Raw genomic sequence first — 19496 nt, 5'->3', positions numbered from 1 at the left:
AAGGTTAACCTACATCTACGCGTCCGTAAGACGTTTAATGAGCTTCATTGCAATTTGGCCAAGCCACTTTGCTTAAATGTGATTACTCATAGCCAAAGGACTCATTGGGTTGGGTTAGAATAACCCCACCCATTCTTAAGCATTCGCATCAATCAATCCAGGGATTGGAATACCCCTCAATGCCGGCCACTTGAGCAGCCCACTCTTTTTCCCAGGCGCTTGGCGGAAATTGCCGATGCCAGGCAATAAATAATTGTTGTTGTGCGGGACTTAATGCAATGCCATACCGGTCAGCCATAAAAAGGTTCGCACGGGCTACTAGTCCTTTCACCGTATCGGCTGGTTCAATGCGATGTGTGGCTTTATCCACGTAAAACTCACAGCCGTAGGTTTTTGTTTTGCCTGGGAGTTCGGCGTAGCGATAATTAGAACGCATTTGATTTAACAATCCCACTTCTGGCCATAAGTTATAAAGCTCAGCTTCCGCCAGGCGAAATCGTGGCTCTATTTTTTCACAACAAGCCCGCCCTTTATAAGGTGTGCCGTTGGCATGATGGCAAAGCGGTACCCGCCAACAGGCGAACTGCCGACCAAAATTTTCGGCAGGTCGGGTAACAGAGTCGCATTGCTGCGACTCCGTCCCCTAAGAACGGAGCGTGCGACTTTCACCGCACTCCGCTCAAGCCTTTATAAGGCCATATAAATGACCCAGCTTAACCCTTTTTATTAAGGGGTTCAGCAGCGATCCGTTTGTTTTTAAGTTGCTTCCTCTTTTCAAAATATTCTTTGAATTTTGGGTCAAATGGATATGCTTCAGCTCTGATTTTGATATGACGTCTGATAAGTATTCTCGTTGGCTCGACAATGTCGAGATAGGTCGTCTTTCCATCCTTGTCCTTGACGGTAGTAGAGAATATCCAATTTCGTTTGGAATCGGAACGGAAGTACTTCTTAAGTATCCACCCAGTTCCTTTATTTGGATGACGTCTTCTGGCCCATTTCCAGATTGCAAAAAAGATAAGATGGCTAACTTTAGAAAAAGTTTCTTTTGCGCATATTGTTCTGTGATAATTTGTCCACCCGCGAATTTTAGGATTTAACAAGTAGATAAGTTTTTCAGCAGATAAGGTTGGATTCGATTTTATCGTTGTCCTAATGTCTTTTAGGAAACTTTTAATGCTGTCCTTAGCGGGCACTATAATAAGTTTGTTATTGAATTTTCTTATGTTAGCGCCGAGAAAATCAAATCCGTTGTCTATATGCGTAATTTTAGTTTTCTCTGGAGATAATGTTAGGCCCCGCTCAACAAGGAATGCTTCAATTTTGGGTTTTACCGTATATTCCAATATTTCTCTGCTTGCCCCTGAGACAATGAAATCGTCTGCATAGATAGCCGTATGAACTTTACTTGCCTGACTGCCTTTGCCATCCTTGATGATCTTTTCCAGTCCGCTTAATGTAATGTTCAGTAATATTGGTGAGATTAATCCGCCTTGTGGCGTACCTTCGGAGGTCGGGTATAAGGTTCCTTCCGCCATGTATCCTGCCGTTAGCCATTTCTTCAGTATGTCTTTATCCATGGGCACGTTGTTAATAAGCCATTGGTGCGAAATACTGTCGAAGCATGATTTGATATCCCCCTCTAAGATAAATTTTGCAGAATGCCTATGAGAGAGAATTTTGAAGCATCTCTCGATAGCATCCGCTGTTGATCTTAAAGGCCTGAATCCAAAAGAACTTTTATCCGCTATTGCTTCGGAGATGGGAATAAGTGCTAAAACATATAAAGCCTGCTGGGCACGGCATTTCATCACCGGAATGCTAAGAGGACGAAATGTTCCTTTTTGTTTTTTGGGAATCATAATTCGCCGAAGAGGTAATGGTTTATACCCTCGCCGCTTTAGCGATTTTATGGCTCTCATCTTTTGCTTTGGTGTGCTCCATACTATTTTATCAATCCCGGCTGTTTTTCCTCCTTTATTTTGGGTAACTCGTTTTACAGCCAATGCTTTAGCGTAAAAGGAGTGAGTGAGCAGCCATTGCAAGGATTTAACTTTGCCGTGTTTACCCTCTTTATAAGCCTTCGCAATACGCACTTGTAGCCGATGTACAAACTTCTGAGCTTGATGCCAAGGGATGGCATTCCAATCGAGTTCGCTTGTTGAAGATGCACCAGTAGAGTGTTTAATTCTAGCCGTCATTTGCTTTTCCTCATACTATTGGTTCTGCAAGCTATCTTGCGATTAAGACCAGTTGGACGTGGGCTCACTTTCGTGCCGGATAATATTTAAATCCGTATCATTGCGATTACAACAATGCCTTCGCTTTTTCCAACCTCCTATTCCTGCAGCAGTATCAGCAATCTTTACAGAGTACCTTCCTATTCTCAGGACTACTGCAGGGTTTCCACGTTTCGCATAACAAACAAAATGGGTTAGGCTCTTCCACTTCACCGGCGGCACTACATTCGCGATGCGGCATGATGTAAACCTGCATCTTGACCACTTACCTTTTGGTTAAAGCCTATCAGCATCTTTGGCTTTCTGAACATGACGGTGTTTATAAGAAGTTTGCATAAGCTAGCCATACCATTTATCCCAAGCACCTCACCGCTTGATGCTAGCAGTTTCGGAGTCACCTTACGGCTTCTCTTACGGTTATCCGCGGTTACAATGTCTCTAGAGCTTCATACCCCTGCGTTGCCACAGATGCATGTCCAGATAGGGAACTGCTGGCGAAACAACAGGCTTTCTATATTCTTCCTGATTATGAAAGCAGTTTGTTATGCGACCTCGTGTCGCACGCATCATATGCTCCCATTCCAGGCGCAACGCTCGTTTTTTTATCGGCGGCGGCATCCATCTGACAGCTCGCCAAATCAATTTGCTTGTTTTGGTAATGGCACTGGCAATACAACGTGATAGGATGCGGCTTAAATACGACTGCTGCTATTTTTTTGGCTTGCGCGAAATTAGCAGGCGGTGTGGCATCGCACACCTGGCTCAAAGTTAAAAGAACAATGAAGGGCAATATTGTTTTTGTTTTCATGTACGAAGCTTAATGATAATGCGCCGGTTTTTCCAGTCTTGTCTTTTTTAAACACTGCCCTACCATGCCGTGTAATTTTAAGGAGTGAATAACATGTCCCAGCATCAAACCGACTGCCTTTTGTACGGAAACGAGTGACCGTCCACTTCCGTTATTACTGGCCGAATGCTTTCGTTCTTTGGCAGCACAAGCGATTTGGGAGTATCGATATCACTGAGGTGATGACCTCTGATGAGCGAATTGACTTTGAGTCCTTGCCGGTAGAATCCCAAATTGCCTGCCGCCATGCGGCCTGGGAGCATTTGCATGTCAATAAACTCCTTCAAGAAGCCAATATCGCCAATATCTGGCAAGCAGATGAGCAGCGTAGTGCTCTTCGCATCGGCGTAGATTGAAAAATGTCTGGGCAGTAGGGTTTTTCCTTTACTTATCAGCGCTCTAACATTCTATACACATCGTTATCCACAGATTTTGTGGATAAGTGACAAGGTGATTTCTCGCATTTGAAAGGTGATAAGCCTTTGTAATCATAGGGCTTGAAGAAGGAACGAAGGAAACAAGGCGCTAATAGAGAGATGTTTGAAAAAACTTATCCACAAAAGCAAGACTTGGGATAGAAATTTCAGAAATGCATTGTATCTTCTTTTTTTTAGAAGAACCAGTCTTGACTTTTTTCCGCTGTTCCCTTTGAGAACAAACCCTTCGCTATCTCACTAATAATTAATGATAAATTGGTTTTGAAACGATTTTGCCTTTCTTTCAGAGAGCGAAACCTATTGGCAGACAATAAAAAGACGGATGCGCATCCAAGAACTAAAAAATCATCCATACTTTAAACAGCAAGTCTTTTGCGAGGCATTATGGAAATTGCCATTATCGGAGCAGGCTGGTATGGTTGCCATCTTGCATTGGCCCTGGCCAAGGCAGGACATAAAGTGACATTGATTGATAAAAACAAAGCTATTTTTCAGGGGATTTCCGGCCAATTTGGTATTCGCTTGCATTGCGGTTCGCATTATCCGCGCTCCCCCGAAACCCGGGAAAGTTGCCGACGAGGATTTGAGGCCTTTATGGCCACCTATCCGGACTTAGTGGTTGACCATGAATACTCCATCTATGCGGTCGGCACTACCGATTCGATGGGCAAAGCCTCTCACGTCAGCGCGTCTGAATTTAAGTCCGTGTGTGATGAATTTCAGAAAGACACCGCGATTTCACCCGACGAGCTGGATTTTGCAAATATCTTAAGCGCCCATAACATCAAAGAACCTAGTCTTTTAATTGGCGAGCCCCTCCGGGAGTATTTTCAAAACGCCTTAAAGGAGGCCGGCGTCACGCTGCAATTAGACACCGAGATAAAAGCCATCCAACCTGGAGACCGTGGTGCCGCTCTCCACATGAATGGCGAGATGCGCTCCTTTGATAAAGTGATTAATGCATCGAGCTTTCAATCGTTTCAACCCCAAGACGAGCTGCCCTTTCCGTTTGAAATTGCCTACCAACCCTGCTTAGGGCTCATTTATGAAGACAGCGACCCAGGACAAAAACCCATCTCGGTGATTATGATGGATGGCCTATTTCCTTGCTTAATGCCACTGGTGGATTCCAAACCCTTTAACCACCGCTATTTAGTCACCCATGGGCAGTATACGATTATGGAGTCTTGTTCTACCACCGATGAAGCCTACCGTATTTTAAATCAGATTGATAATGACTATATCCAAACGCAGATTAAGCCCCGATGCGAGGCCGAAATGAATCGGTTTTGGCCAGACTTTGCTGAGCGCTTTCAGTTTAAATCCTGGCAAGGCAATGTACTCGCCAAATTTAAAACCAAAACCGAATTTCGTAGTGCCGTCACGTTTGAGAAAGACCATGTCATATCCATTGTTCCAGGCAAGGTAAGCAATATTTTTGATGTCGAGCACGACACCTTAGCGCTTCTTAACAATGCCAATATTCAAACGCACAACGGCTTTCGCTACCCAGCTGACGGTGTGCTTGCGCACGGCCTAAGTGAGATATTAACCAAACCGAGCGATAGACGGGCCACCACCAATCTGCATACCTTTCAGGAGATTAAGCCCATGCCGGCCCCTGTTAGTAATCCCCCCTCTTTCTCATAAAAAACAGCTATGCTTAAGAAAAAGCATTCATCATTCATTATGAGCAACCCAAAGGATTTGGAAGACTATCCCTTTCCGGCGCTAATCAGCACCAGGGAAGGACTCATCGAATACTGCAATCCTGCATTTATTCAGGCCATTGGCCCCTATACCCATCAGTTTTTGCAGACGATTTCGGGATTAAGCCCCTTGAGTACGCCGCTATTGAATGAACGAGCGACACGAGAGCCCATGCCCTTAACCATTCATGGGGATATGCATTTGCAGTGGGTTGTTTATCCCTATCAAGCAGTGTGGATTGCCCAATCGCAACCGGTGAACACGCTCATTGAAGCCATCGAAAAAGGCAAATTACTGCAAATGTCGATTATCGATTTACTGCCTAATTTTACGATTTTCTGGAAAAATAAGGACTTGGTGTATCTGGGCTGCAATCAGACCATGGCCCATGCCATGGGACTGCCTTCGAGTAACGCCATTATTGGCAAAACCGATTTTGACCTGCCGACGCCCAAAATCCAAAGTGAAGCCTATCGCCGGGACGATCAAGACATCATTCAGTCAGGGAAGGCCAAACTGAACATTGAAGAAGTACAAACGCTGCCGGGTCAAGGCACTCGGGTATTACTGACCTCCAAAGTGCCGCTCTTTGATGTCAACGGCAAGGTGGATGGGGTATTGGCCATTTACACCGACATTACAGAACAAAAGCAACTGCAGCATTCATTACAAGACGCCAAAGAAAAGGCGGAAGCCGCAAGTCTTGCGAAAACAGAATTTCTTGAAAACATGCGTCATGACATTCGGACCCCACTAACCGGGATTGTGGGATTCGCAGATATTTTGAAAATGGAATCGCAAACTCCGCATTTGAAAGAGTATGCGGATAACCTGGTCGCTTCCAGTCATGCCCTTCTCGAATTGTTAGATGAAATTTTAGAAGCCATTCGCGTCAGTTCAGGCGAAATTCCTATGCTTCGCAAAAAATTCAACTTAAAAGACAGCTTGCAGCATATTATTGAATTAAACCGCTCCAAAGCGGCCCATAAGCGACTATCGCTTCAACTGGATTACGATGCCAGGATGCCCCTGTATTTTATTGGCGATAAAATTCGTATTCATCGCATCGTACTAGAGTTAGTCGCGAATGCGCTTAATTTCACCGACACAGGCTTTGTCAACGTCACTGTCACCCTTGCCAAACAAACAGGCCGAGACCTTATCGCGCAAATCGTGGTAGACGACTCAGGAATGGGTATTCCTAAAGAAAAACAGCAGGAAATTTATCTGCAATTCAAACGATTAACCCCTTCATACCAGGGCATTTATAAAGGGGCTGGCTTAGGGCTTTCGGTGGTTAAACAATTTATTGACGAGTTGGAGGGGGAAATTTATGTGAAAAGCGAGCCACGAAAAGGGTCTCGATTTACCTGCCTTATCCCGCTTAAAGAATCATTAATGGCTGATGACTCTGGCATTGAAGGCTCCATGGAAGAGACCTTGGATGAGTTATATAGCAAAACATATGCACAGGAAATTAAGCCGCTTCAAGGGACGCATTTTTCAGGGGAACACCGTGTATTAGTGGTTGAAGATAACGTCATTGCCCAAACCGTTGCCAAATCAATGCTTTCAGCCTTACATTGCCTCGTGGATATCGCAGACACCGGACGAAACGCCCTGGCGCTCTGGAAAGCCAATCCCTATGATTTAATTTTTATGGACATTGGTTTACCCGATTTGGACGGTTATGAAGTCACTCATGCCATTCGGGTACAAGAATTAGCGCAGAAGGCCCATGTGCCTATCATTGCTTTAACCGCGCATGCCGGCGATGAAAATAAAAAACGATGCATCGATGCCGGAATGAATGCGGTGCTGACCAAACCCCTCACGGCTAAAAATTGTGCGGACATGGTGAATGCCTTTATTCCAGGACGCCAGAAAGACCTCCCTCCCCAATCGGCCTGTACATCAGAGGAAGGACTACCCCCCTCTTTAACCGAATTTCCCTTGCTCGATATCGCAGAAGGCATGAAAACACTGGGGGATGAGGCCAGTGTGGCCGAGATGCTTCGCTTTATGATTAAAGAATCCTTGCCCGAAGACTTGCAGAAACTAACACTGGCCCACCAGGCGAATGATTGGGAAAAAACCGAGCAGCTCATTCACAAGATAAAAGGCGGCGCGGTCTATGTCGGTACCATTCAATTAAAGATGGCCTGCCAGTACTTCGATCAATACTGGAAATCAGGCGAAACCGAACAATTGGAATCCCTGTTTCAACAAGCAGTAACTGTTGCTGTTGCGACTACCCAAGCCATTGAGGACTGGCTCAAAGAACAAACGAGTTAAGTCCTTTCATGCCTTGAGGCAATCGCGCTTCCAAAACCGCATTTCAAGAGGGTCCTTTGAGTTTCAAAAAGGATGCGAATTCCTCTTTTTCTTTATTTCAGCCAAACCCACCCCTTAGGCATAACGCAATGACTCACTCTCAAAGGTTTGTTGCTCGAGCTCTAATTCAATGGCTCTTTGCTTATCCCATAATGCTTCAAGCTCTTTACGAGTGTCTTGTATTTTCTTTCGCATAGCCAAAATACTTTCTTCCTCTGACTGCTGGATAATGGCTTTGTTCAATGCATCCAACAAGGCCGCCTTTGCGCAAATGGCCGCCTCAATTGCCGTCAAACGAGAGTCTTCCCGTACGTCCTTCGCTAACTCATAGTGAGGATTCATCTCCGCTTCTTTAATGGTTTGCCAACGCGTTTCACGCAGAATTTGCTTGTCCTTAAACTGGTCCCCTAAATAAAAATGGTTATAGAATCCCTTAGGGGTTTGCCATTGTTTAGTACGTAACAGCTTGGAGAGAATATTGTTTCGGTGTTTGAAACAAGTCACTTTTGGTAAATAGTACTGAGAGTTCAACAGGGCAAATAAGTACTCTGCAGCCAGCTGCTTCGGTGCCGAAATCCGCACGCTTTGTTTAACGAGTAAATTGTAAAAAGTGCCAGAGACCAATTCCTTTACCGGTTCTGGAATTTCTTCTTTAACGTCAGAAAATAAAAAGTCTTGTACTGCCTCAAATTGTTTAATAGTCCTCAGGTGTGTGGTCTTATCCACAGATGAGAATAAATTCTTACCAATAATATTATTTTTAAGAAAAGAATTATAAAGATCACTTATATATAGACCGCGCAAATTGAGAGGTTCGATCATCTCAATAGTGCTTTTATTTGAACATCTTGACACATTTTCATCTGCAATGGCGTGTCGGTTTGATTGAAACTGGTTGCTTTGTATAGAATTACTTTTTACTGTTACTTTTTTCGACTTGCTGCCAGGTTGTTTGAGAAGGGAGAGAAATTTCTCGGTGATATTGATATAAGCGCCCTTCTTAACTTGAAACGCCCCATTCGCCGTACGCGTAAATAAAGCCTGCCGACGCTCAATAAAACCCTTATCAGAAAACTCTTTTAAATAACGTTGAAATGTTCCCTTGGGAATACCTGTATCAGCAGCGATTTCTTCATACGGTTTCATGAACCATTTATTATTAGATCCTCTTAATTGATAGGTGCTTTTCTCCCACCCTAATAGAAGGTAGTCCATAAAATGCGCTTTTGTTACTGAGGGTATAATCTCGACAAGATGTTTAAATCTCGCGTGAAAAATGGAACAAAAGTTCCCCATAGATAATTCCTTATCTTATTGTTTTTTTTAGGGAACGAAGCTAATATATGGGTGTGTTTATAAACAAGCAACATAGCTCGACCGAGTTCATTCGAGGATGTGTTTAGCTTCATTCTTGGCTTGTTATCACAGTTGTGAGGAGTTGCCGCTCTTCACAACTGTAGTCTTCTTTTATCGTCTACATTTTTTTCCCTTAGCTGTTATCTATTATTTTTGAGTCCTACTATGAGAACCTAAAAATTATTATTATCTGGATTTATACGTGATCTCAAGTCTTCGTGTCAATACTCAATACACTAAATTCAATATGGTTTTGTGAATGCTATAACATGCTGATTTTACATTGTTTAGGCTCATAAATCGCCTTGGCAAAATATTCCATGTAAAATACTCAATACAGTATTGAGTATTATTGGATAATTATGTATTGTTACGTGCTAGAATATACAAATTGGAGTTATCGATGAAATCTAAAATCCCACGTGTTTTAGTTGTGGCCAATAATAAAGGAGGAGTCGGGAAGAGCCTCATAAGCCAGTTAATTTCAACATATATCGCTTTTAAAAAAAATAAAAAAGTTCTAGTACTTGATTTTGATCCTCAGGGAAATATGTCATATAGGTTTTTGCGAGATACTCGCATTAGGGAAATGTCTAACTACAAACCACCATTGCATCCTGATTATGATCCTAATAGCAAAGATGATGAAGGATGGGATGGAAGATCCTCTGCGCTAGATATGTGGACAGGTAACCCAGTAGTTCCATATCCTACTGATCTCGAAAATTTAGATATCCTACCAAGTAATGCAAGCTTAATTAAGGATATTGAAGCGTTTGAATATAGCGAAACTTTAGAAAGTATAGTTCAAAGAGCATACGATTTTTTTGCAATGGATGATTTCATTGAATGCGGTTATGACTTGGTAATAATTGACACTCCCCCAGCAAAAGGCCCTTTGACTCAAAGTGCTATTCGTGCCGCTACCCATGTTCTTATCCCAATAGAACTAAGCAATAAATCTTTGCAAGGTTTGGCTGGTATGGTTGATTTAGTAAATCGACAAAATATCTATCGACCAGCCAATGCTCAAGCAAAAATTATTGGACTGCTTAAAAATAAAGTGGATTACAATAAAAGGACTCCACAAAATCGTATCGTCGAAACAATAAAATCAAATGAAATGCTTTGTAAATTACTTTTAGATAATGTTGAGATACATGATTCTCCTAGAGCTGTAGATATTGATGAAGATCAAGCTCCAATAACTGCTCCTTACACTGAGCTAAAAGAAAATGATAGGTTCGCCATTGAAGCAATAGAGCTTGGTGAGTTTGTGTATCGAAAAGTATTAAATGATAAGGATAAGAGAAATGAAGAAGAAAATCATTGCAACCTCGCTCAAGCTTAAAAATAGCAAGCCAGATACGGTAATTCGAGCAGGTATAACTGCTAATACAAAGTATACAAGAGGCAAACAATTAGTGGAGCACGATCCCTTACACTTAATTCCAGATCCTTATAATCCTAGGCCAGGTGATAAAATCGATGAATCATGGTTGAAGTTCAATCTGAAATTAGACACAAATGAAAGTCTTTGTCGAATAGACCCCTTAACTGGGGAGTATATAATTCCGAGCTTTTCTGAGGTTTGTACTTTAGATAATGATGAATTAGAAGACAGTTATAATTTTCTAAGAGATCTAGCCTATTCAATTAGAAATGATGGCTTAATAGAACCAATTGAGATTTTTTTAGCGGATAAAGAAAATGATCCTGATTATTTCCTCAATTCCGATAAGCATTATGGGTATGTCATACTAGAGGGACATCAAAGGAGATTGGCAGCAATTATGGCAGGTGTTCCTAGTGTTACCTGTATTGAAATTACTGATGAAAGCTTGCTGGCCAAACTTAAAGTAAAACATCGGAAGTTAAGAAGACAGCTGTCTGAAAATAACCTAAGAAAAGGTTTGACGATTGCTCAAAATTATTTGATAGTTCAAAACCTTTTGTTAGATGATGAAACGATTAATTTATCAAATAAAGAGTTGTCCACAATAATAGGTTTAAATGAAGCTATAGCTAGTGCATTGAAAATTATTTGTCTTAAGCCAGAGAAGTTTCCTCCCATTTTCTTTTCCAAACTAAAAGCCAATCAACTTTCGTTTAAAACAATACGTATGCTTGTTCCAAAAACCTATGCTGAGATTGAAGATATTTTGAAGAGTGGTGAGCCTATTAAGTCTAAGCCGGAAAAGAAACCTCAACCTAGAGGACGTCAGGGAGGGGCCAAGAAGAAATATGCAACTTTCAAAATAAGTGATGAAAGAGAAACATCGGTTCTTTATAAAGTTCTTCTTTCCAGATTTCCTGAGATTGACGATGAACACAAAGAGATTTCATTCAAAAGCTTAGAAGACCTACTATATAAAGTTAAAGAAATAGCCCTGAAAGAAAAATTATGACCTGGGTCAGTCTTTTATAACTTATTGAATTTAAGACATAATTTTATAAATATAGATTTTTTTGATTATTATGGGAATGATTATGACCAAGGGTTTAAAGAAGAAAAAAATGATTTTTCGCACACCCCAAAAAAAAGAGAAATGGTTAGTCTGTGTGCGTTTTCCTACCGACATTAAGAAAAAACTAAAGATTCAGTCAGAAAGAGATTACTCAGGTAGAAGCAAACAGTCTAGCTTAATTGAAGATGCTGTGAATTACTATTTGTATACAATATCAAAAATAAATTGGGCGGATTATGAGAGAGATCCAGATTATATTGAATTGATTGATGACATTCACGAAGGATTGAACCAATCACCATTAGAGGGGCCAACTCAAGTATTTTTCACTCAAGAAACTCAAGAAAAGATAATTGAGCTTGAAAAGAAAATTAAACTAACAAGGCCTTTGATGAAGGACGTAAGGATCGGATTGATTAGAAAATCTGTGTCAATTAGGCTTAGCTTAGGGGACAAAGCTTTCTTTGACAAAATTATGTCAGAAAATGAATAAGCCTGGTTTAACCTCAATTTTATCTTCAGAGCCATCTGAACCTCTTTTTTTTAATCAGGGGCTCTGATAACCTTCTTAGATTCAGTCCAAACACTACATTTATCTATTATATCTTGTATAGAAGTAAAGCAAAAAAGATTTATCATTAGCAGTCTCGCCAACAGATAAAAACTGTCATTTACTATGGTCAGTAGTATTATCGAAAATTTTAGTTGAATTTTCCGTCTACTGAAAGACCTAGAGAGAATGCTTCAAACCCCCTGCTACGCAGGAGATGTGCCGCATATTCACTTCGTACCCCCTGCGAACAATATATAAGTATCTTCTTATTAGGTAATTGGGGAAGATTGTTTATAAGCTCAGAGAATGGTGAGTGAAGCTGGTTTAATACAAGAATTTCAGATCGATCCTCATACAACTCTCTAATATCGATAACCATATAATCATTCAACTCTATATCATCTAGTCTGATTCTATAGTTAACTGCTGGCCACGTAACTAACTTATCCTTACATGATCTACAGGTCGGATTCTTACGAAACTCAAGTTGTTCAGAAGAATAATTATCGCAGTTAATTCTAAGTATTTTGCTATCTAAGGCAGTACTATTAGAGATGATCTGAATAGCAATTGACGCTGCAACACTACCAGCAATACCAGAAGTAGAGCCAATAATTCCTGATAATGAACAGGTTTGGATAATGTTGGGAGGTGGGGGTTCAGGAAAAATACAGCGATAGCATGCCACCTTGGGATTGATAGTTGCGATTTGAATTTGCGATTTGTAAATACTAGCACTAATAAGTGGCAAATTTAATTGACAGCAAATATCATTGGCTAAATATCTGGTTTGAAAGTTATCCGAACCATCAATAATAAGCTCATATTCTTGAAAGATCTGTTTAGCATTCTTAATCGTTAATTTTTCTGCGTAGGGCTTAATATTAATTTCAGAATTTAGAGTTTTAAGTTTCTGAGCACCTTGGCGAGCTTTGTTCTTGCCTATATCTTCTTCTGAAAATAGGATCTGACGATGTAGATTTGTCAGGTCAACATTATCGAAGTCAATAATTCCTAAAGTACCAATACCAGAGCCCGCAAGGTATAAACTAAGCGGCGATCCTACACCTCCCGCCCCAATTATTAAGATAGAATTATTTTCTAAATTAGATTGGGCTTTTTTTCCTAAAAGTGGGATTTGTCTACAATATCTATCATTCATATACAATTCTTTGAGATATTTGAACGGATTTAAGCTCAAGGTATAATAACCTATTTCAAATTAAAAGGTTAGGAAGTTAACTATCATGAATAGTTCAAGGAATATGTTTGTCAGTGGACTATTCTCAAGCATTGGTTTCATTTACTTTTTTATTTTACCTGTGTACATTCCAATAAGAGCTCTAGGTATTGAGACGCATTTTTACGATAAAGTTGCGAGAAGCCCCTTAGAGTTAATTTTATATTTTCTTCAAATCACCATGTTATTGGCATGCAATAGTATGCTCTTGTCATTTTTCTATCAGTTTCTCAGTAAAAAATTATCAAACACGGGTGGTAAAAATCCGATCTTACATTTATATAGATCGGTAGCTGTAGTTTTTAGTAGCTTTTTTGTTATAACCAGCTATTTTATTATGAACCCGCCTAATTTACTTTCACTGTATGCTTGGAGCGGGGCACACTATTTTGTTATCTGTTATTTCCAGTTATTAGTCAGAGCAGAAATTAGCAACGCCAGAAAAACCAATTTGTCCACCGCTCAGGTTAATAATTATTTCGGAATTGTTTTAAATATTTCCGGAGTAGTAGCACTTGGTATTTTTAGCTGGTTTTTCTCAAAGGGTTATGCCGAACAATATAGGGTATATTGTATTGTTTTGGAGATAGCATTTGTTTGCTATCTACTGTTAGTCCGTAAATATTATTTATCTTTCCGGGTAGTAACCACTCAATATTCAGTCATAAAGATTTTAGTTGGCTTTTTACTGATTATTTTAACATTGGTTATAGCATCTATTGTATCGACTGCATACATGCTTTCAGGTTCAATTGGTGCTTTATTGATACTTATTTTCATTGCTTATTTCTACAAAACTCATCAAATTGAAATCGATAAAATTGATTTGCAGTTAATTGTTAGCATTGGTCTAGGTTATGGTCTTGTATTAGCTGTATTAACGGGTTCAATTTTAACCTACTTTGTTGAAAATGAGTTTAGAACCCTAGATGTATTTAATTATGCTTATTCTAGCGAGCCGTTTTTCTCCATACTTATTGGCCTTATATTTACTTTATTCCTTTTAAAATGGAATATTACCTTTTCAAGGAAGCGGCTAATGAGTTCTATTTTTCTTTTAAATCTGTTTGTGCCTGTTATCTTCGGAATATTTTTCTGGTCAATAGATGGGCGTGGAGTCGCATTTAACCTATTAGTGTTTATTTTTGCTGCTTATGCTTTTTTGGAGTACCTAAGCTTGTTTTATATTCGACAGATTGCACAATTAGAGCAGTACAGTGAATTGCAGGGTGCGAAATTAACCAACTTTCATTCGCTAGTTTTAAATGGGTTAAGTCCAGCGTTACTTTATTTGCTCATATTTTGTCTTTCAAAATTTACCTTACTAGAGTTAAAACAAATTTTAATAATAGCAATTGTTATTTTAACTATGTTCTCAACATTACGCAGCTTAATGCATAAATATTTCAACAAGATATGAAAAACAAAAGTGTGTTACTTATAGGTCCATCGTTTTTGTATGACCAGATAGACTTTGAAATTCTAAAAGAGAATAACATTTCTCCAATTTATTCCTTCAAGAAAGGAATAAACCAAAAAAACATTTCAGATGAATATGAAGCAGTTTATTATGAAGATTTAACTATACAACATTTTATAAAAATTATATCTGAAAAAAGGCCAGATGCTATCGTTTGCTACAACGATAATTTTTTGATGCAGGTTGCACAGTTAAGGGATTATTTCTCTATTCCCGGTATGGGAGTTAGAGAAGTCAAAAAATTTAAAATAAAATCCCAAATGTATAATCTTCTTTGTACCGTATTACCTACTCCAAAAACAGTCGTATTTGATTCTTCTGTAACTCCAACGCTACTTAGAGAAAGATTAGGAGAGGGCGATTACTTTTTAAAACCTGATGATTTAGCTGGTGCAGAAGGCACATTACAGATTAAATCTGAAGAAATTGTAAGTTGTTGGGAAAAATTAAAATTTTCTGATGAAAGACAATTTATCATTCAAAAATATTACGATCTTCCATTAGTTCATTGTGAATTATATATACAACAAGGGCAAATAAAGTATATTCAAGCCAGACACTATTCTTATCCTAACCACCTGTTTTTAAAGGGTAAGATAATTTCAAGTTTTCCAATCCAAAATCATTTACTCGAAAAGAAAATAGAATCAGCGAGTAAATTAGTTGCCAGTGTTCTGAATTTTAATAATGGAGTCATGCACACTGAGTTTTTCGTGGGGCATGATGAAAGGCTTATTTTTTTGGAAACTAATATTCGTCAGGCTGGCGGCGCAATTAATCTAATTCACAAAAAGCGATCCGGTGTTAGCATGGAAACAGCGATGATTCTTTTAGAATTGAATAAGCCATTACTTTTAAAAGAAAACTTTAAAGGATTTCAAATAAGTGGATATATCCCAATGCAAGAGGGTAAAGTGATGAGTATCACATTACCTAAGCTGAAGGGAGAGTACAAATTCGATGTGCGAGTGAAAGTGGGGGACATTTGTGAACAACCTACTTCCGCTAGTAATGCTTCAATATCATTCCTAGGGGAAAGTGATAAGCTTGAAAACCTACTAGATGATTTCCGTTGGTTAGAAAATAATAGTATGATTGAATATCAAAATGTTAGGTAGGTATACTGTGGATAAGGAAGAAATAAATATTGCATATGAAGAATTATCTGAATTGTTCGATTTCGACAATCAGAAAAGTAATACTGATGAGCCAGTATCTTTAAATTCTATAGACTTTATATAATGTTTGTTCAGTTAAGTTTGCCAGGTAGTTTAGATAAATATAATGGGAACTATGAAGTCAGCTCTAATGTGTGTTGGACTGAACTCCTTAAGGGTGTCATAGGAAGCGACTACAATATCCTTTTTAATAATGGAAAACCTAAACCGTTCATAGCTATCTATCTGAATAAAAATAAAATTTTGAATTTAATAGGGATAGAATGTCACGATAAAGATAGCTTATTGATTATTTGTGCAGCCTCTGGCGGATAGTTTATGGTACGAGTTAAGCCATCATCTCAAACCCTTCACTACTTACTAAAAAATTTAAATAAATTTGGTATTTCCCGAATTTCGGATTTAACATATTTAGATGGCTCATTTAAGCTTTTTGTTTATTCTGCAATAAGACCCTCTGCAAAGTCGCTTACCAGTAGTCTGGGAAAAGGTATCACTATTGAAGACGCCAAATGCTCTGCTCTCATGGAGTCGATTGAAACCTTTTATGCAGAGGAGGTTCTACCAGATGTTTCAAACATTTCCCTAAAAAACATGATTTCGACCGCTAATTATATTCTAAAGCCTAGCCAGATTTCTTCATTGGTTTCAATCAGTGAAGAGTTCCCCATGGATTGGTGTTGGGGAACCCTCCTTAATTTACAAAAAGATGTCTTAATTCCACACTGCTTCCTAAGTCTTGACAGTAACAATGTGATCAATAGGCTAGTAGGCCAGAACTCTGATGGTTTAGCATCTGGGAATTCTTTTGAAGAGGCATTCATTTATAGTTTTTGGGAATTAAATGAACGGATTTCAATCAAAAATAACAAGAAGTGTGATTTGTTGGTAGATAAAAAGTTTTCTTTCTGTATTGATGATGATATCGAATTTACCTTTAATCTGTATGAAAGTCCTTTTTGTATTCCAGTAGTAGGTTGTAAGATTAGAAATAAGAGCCCTTTAGATATTGGTAAAATATTTGCAGGTTATGCCAGTCATTCTAATATTGTTTCTGCTATGGAAAGAGCATTGTTTGAGGCAATCCAATCAAAAGTAGGAGTTATCTCAGGGGTACGTGACGATATTACTGGTGAATTATACACAAGAACCAGTAACAAAAAGGAGCTTAAAGAATCTCATAGAATAGAACGGATGCTTATAGACCGTCCTCTTTATGACATACCAATATCTGAGGAATTCAAAAACATTAGAAACATGCTAAGTCATTATAATAAAGATTTAGCCTACTATTGTTATACCCAAAGTGAAATCACTGTTTTGAAGTCATTTCTGGTTGATATATGATAATTGATAGGGCTATTTTTATCGAATCCACATTATCAGATATAGAAATAAAAAAATATTTGACTGACTCTGACCTTATTTTACCAAGTATAAGAAGAGGACATTTATTGAGTTTGTATTCCTCCTATCCCTCAATAAAAGAAGTTGTTATTGTTGATGGCGTATTTGAACAACAGCCCAGCATTACTCACAAAGAAATTTTGTGGTTGTTATCTCGTGGGATTAAAGTGGTAGGTATTAGTTCGGTGGGAGCATTAAGAGCATTTGAGCTTAGAAAAGAAGGGATGTTGGGTTTTGGTTGGGTATACGAACAATTCTTAAATAATTATGTTGATGGAGACGACGAAGTAGCTGTGTCGTATGACCCTCTGGAGCCGTTTAATTCAAGAACTCTTGCTATGATAAATTTTAGGAAAACAGCTCAAGAAAATAATGAGCTTCAAAACTATTTATCTGTCATAAAAAATATCCACTTCAAAGAAAGAACCTGGGAAACTTTATCCACATATCTGACAAGTGATATTTTAGCAAAATTTCGCAAACTCTATATAGATATTAAAAAAGAGGACGTGGTAAATTATTTTCGATATGTAGCTGAACAAAGATTTCCATCGATTACCAAGTTTATTCCTAATATATATTTCAATTCAGCACAGCAGATGCACTCTTATATATCAGTTCTAGAATTTATTCGAGACAGAATAGAACAAAGTAATACTGTCGAATACCCAGTCACCCTATCTTGCAAAGATGATTATTTGAATATCTGTAAACTCTTAGCACTTTCCCCAGATTATGTTGGAAGGATAGCTTTTATTTTACAGAAATTTTCAGGAGTTAGCTTAAACAAAGACAAGATTAAATCATTTACTACGAAGTTAAAGACAGAATTGAACTTACACTCTACGCAAGCTATTCATGATTATTTTGACAAAAATGAAATACCCATTTTGAAGGTAACAGTTCTTCTAGAAAATTTAACAAAGCTATTTGACTATTTTTTATGTACGTTAAATTGATTGGTATATTTCATTGAGAAACATCCCGATAGGAAATGAGAGTTTGTTGGTAATTGTAAGTCGCTAGTCCTTTGCAATTGTATGTTTGGGTCTTCAAAAAATGATAGTGAACCTTGGTTGTTATCCTCAGGACTACTGTTCCAACGATGATTAATATCTAATTCGGTAACAGAAGTGCTCTTGTAAAGTAAGGTGTTTGTTGCAGTTTCACAAGATCTAAGCTCATGAAGTGTTTTTGTAAATGCAATTTTGATTTCTTGAGATAATTTATTTAAGTTAGAAATTTGATTTGGTTTAAATAGAAAATCATCTTTATTTAAAGAGTAGTAAACTGTTTCTGTAGACTCAAAGGGAACCAGCTTATGCGGTACCATAAATATTGGGGTAGATTCAGATCGATATACCTCTATATAAGTATCTCTTAAAAAACTGATTGGAGCATTCGCTTCACATAATGATGGTATATAGGCAGGTTGATCACCGCATGCCACGTACAAAAGATATTTGATTATTTCTTTTATGAAACTATTAGACGTAATTCGATTCTTTAAAATAATAGTTGTTAAAATGTAGTCATAAAGTAAAGAGTTTCGTTTAAATATATGGTCTTCATTTGCAATGCGATTAAGATAATTGGCAAACTCGGGTGATCGGGAGGCTTTTTCCTCCCAAGATGTAGGAAAGGCTAAAAGAGTGGCTGACCAGTCTGGTTTTGCATTATCACAAATTTCTTTGAAGATATGAAATTGTTCTGTGAAGCATTTTGGTGGCTCGCAAGTAAGGTTAAACCTTTTTTTTAGATTACCGTGTTTTTTCTTATCGCTAAATTTATTTAACAAAATAAATGAGTTTTTTATACCCGCCGTCATCTTTAATATATCTGAAGGTTCATAGAGGGAGTTATTTTTTAAAAATTTAGTGTAAGGAAAAACCTGACCAGGTTTGTATATCTTCCATGGGGATATATTATCGTTAAATTCCATATACATCTCAAAATTGTTCTCAAGAACCATGCAAAACGGCATGGTGTGAGATTTTTGATAGTTTGGGAAGTAGAAGAATGACTCGTCACCAACTTGTTGACCGTAAGCATATTTAAGAATTGTAACAGTATTCGGTATCAAGCTCTTCTCACTCTCAATAATGTTGTAGAGTGTAGGGTTAACTTGGAGTACCTGTTGTTTTATATCATCCCAGGAGCAATTGTACTGTACGTGGTCGGCCATGTAATTCTTTTATAGTTTTTCAATCATCATACATTTTAGTCGAAAAAAAATCGAGTAAAAA

At 38.4% G+C, this 19496-nt stretch carries 16 protein-coding genes; 10 read left to right on the top strand and 6 right to left on the bottom strand.

What is annotated here, in order from left to right:
• Positions 1-148: 148 nt before the first annotated feature.
• The 3 genes from LXA66_RS10545 to LXA66_RS10535 form a co-directional block, all read right to left on the bottom strand.
• Positions 149-490 carry an endonuclease gene (locus tag LXA66_RS10545; protein ID WP_255665403.1) on the bottom strand — a complete coding sequence of 114 codons (342 nt, stop codon included), beginning with the start codon at positions 488-490 and terminating at the stop codon, positions 149-151.
• A gap of 223 nt (positions 491-713) precedes the next feature.
• The gene (gene ltrA / locus LXA66_RS10540) at positions 714-2201 is read right to left on the bottom strand and encodes a group II intron reverse transcriptase/maturase (protein WP_233013146.1); all 1488 of its coding nucleotides are present in this window, start codon (positions 2199-2201) and stop codon (positions 714-716) included.
• 565 nt (positions 2202-2766) lie between these two features.
• Positions 2767-3048, bottom strand: a complete 282-nt coding sequence (locus LXA66_RS10535) for a hypothetical protein (protein ID WP_058524226.1) — start codon at positions 3046-3048, stop codon at positions 2767-2769.
• Positions 3049-3182: 134 nt separating this feature from the next.
• On the opposite strand from LXA66_RS10535, the gene LXA66_RS10530 reads away from it, so the two are divergent.
• The 3 genes from LXA66_RS10530 to LXA66_RS10520 all read left to right on the top strand — a co-directional run bounded on the left by LXA66_RS10530 (position 3183) and on the right by LXA66_RS10520 (position 7529).
• Entirely contained in the window at positions 3183-3443 is a 261-nt protein-coding gene (locus tag LXA66_RS10530; RefSeq protein ID WP_058524227.1) for a hypothetical protein, read from the top strand.
• Positions 3444-3908: 465 nt separating this feature from the next.
• Complete coding sequence (locus LXA66_RS10525; RefSeq protein ID WP_233013145.1) at positions 3909-5174, top strand: FAD-dependent oxidoreductase; 1266 nt, start codon at positions 3909-3911, stop codon at positions 5172-5174.
• A 39-nt stretch (positions 5175-5213) separates the two neighbouring features.
• Positions 5214-7529 (top strand): response regulator, encoded by a 2316-nt coding sequence (locus LXA66_RS10520; RefSeq protein WP_233013144.1) that lies wholly within the window; start codon positions 5214-5216, stop codon positions 7527-7529.
• Positions 7530-7643: 114 nt separating this feature from the next.
• Here the strand turns inward: LXA66_RS10520 and LXA66_RS10515 are convergent, their stop codons facing one another.
• Complete coding sequence (locus LXA66_RS10515) at positions 7644-8714, bottom strand: hypothetical protein (RefSeq protein ID WP_233013143.1); 1071 nt, start codon at positions 8712-8714, stop codon at positions 7644-7646.
• Positions 8715-9327: 613 nt separating this feature from the next.
• Between LXA66_RS10515 and LXA66_RS10510 the strand changes: the two genes are divergently transcribed.
• The 3 genes from LXA66_RS10510 (at position 9328) to LXA66_RS10500 (ending at position 11885) form a co-directional block, all read left to right on the top strand.
• A complete protein-coding gene (locus tag LXA66_RS10510) occupies positions 9328-10275 on the top strand; it encodes a ParA family protein (RefSeq protein WP_233013142.1) in 948 nt (315 codons plus the stop codon).
• The gene (locus LXA66_RS10505) at positions 10238-11332 is read left to right on the top strand and encodes a ParB N-terminal domain-containing protein (protein WP_233013141.1); all 1095 of its coding nucleotides are present in this window, start codon (positions 10238-10240) and stop codon (positions 11330-11332) included. Before LXA66_RS10510 ends, LXA66_RS10505 begins: the two co-directional genes overlap by 38 nt.
• A gap of 82 nt (positions 11333-11414) precedes the next feature.
• On the top strand, positions 11415-11885 hold the full coding sequence (locus tag LXA66_RS10500; protein WP_233013140.1) for a hypothetical protein: 471 nt from the start codon (positions 11415-11417) through the stop codon (positions 11883-11885).
• Between the two features lie 208 nt (positions 11886-12093).
• Here LXA66_RS10500 and LXA66_RS10495 read toward each other — a convergent pair whose 3' ends face one another.
• The gene (locus LXA66_RS10495; protein ID WP_233013139.1) at positions 12094-13107 is read right to left on the bottom strand and encodes a HesA/MoeB/ThiF family protein; all 1014 of its coding nucleotides are present in this window, start codon (positions 13105-13107) and stop codon (positions 12094-12096) included.
• Positions 13108-13192: 85 nt separating this feature from the next.
• Between LXA66_RS10495 and LXA66_RS10490 the strand changes: the two genes are divergently transcribed.
• From LXA66_RS10490 to LXA66_RS10475, 4 genes are all read left to right on the top strand, one after another.
• Positions 13193-14605, top strand: a complete 1413-nt coding sequence (locus tag LXA66_RS10490) for a hypothetical protein (RefSeq protein WP_233013138.1) — start codon at positions 13193-13195, stop codon at positions 14603-14605.
• Positions 14602-15783, top strand: coding sequence for an acetyl-CoA carboxylase biotin carboxylase subunit family protein (locus LXA66_RS10485; protein WP_233013137.1), 1182 nt, complete (start codon positions 14602-14604; stop codon positions 15781-15783). Before LXA66_RS10490 ends, LXA66_RS10485 begins: the two co-directional genes overlap by 4 nt.
• 378 nt (positions 15784-16161) lie before the next feature.
• Positions 16162-17190 carry a YcaO-like family protein gene (locus LXA66_RS10480; RefSeq protein WP_233013136.1) on the top strand — a complete coding sequence of 343 codons (1029 nt, stop codon included), beginning with the start codon at positions 16162-16164 and terminating at the stop codon, positions 17188-17190.
• Positions 17187-18209, top strand: a complete 1023-nt coding sequence (locus LXA66_RS10475) for a TfuA-like protein (protein ID WP_233013135.1) — start codon at positions 17187-17189, stop codon at positions 18207-18209. Before LXA66_RS10480 ends, LXA66_RS10475 begins: the two co-directional genes overlap by 4 nt.
• Here LXA66_RS10475 and LXA66_RS10470 read toward each other — a convergent pair.
• Positions 18185-19435, bottom strand: a complete 1251-nt coding sequence (locus LXA66_RS10470; protein WP_233013134.1) for a hypothetical protein — start codon at positions 19433-19435, stop codon at positions 18185-18187. The two genes, LXA66_RS10475 and LXA66_RS10470, sit on opposite strands and share 25 nt — an antisense overlap.
• Between the last annotated feature and the right edge of the window lie 61 nt (positions 19436-19496).

Origin of the sequence: Legionella sp. 16cNR16C, assembly GCF_021297775.1 — a bacterium.
GTDB classification, from domain to species: Bacteria; Pseudomonadota; Gammaproteobacteria; order Legionellales; family Legionellaceae; genus Legionella_C; species Legionella_C quinlivanii_A.
The sequence above is the reverse complement of the archived record's forward strand: the minus strand, read 5'-3'. Positions and strand labels throughout refer to the sequence as shown.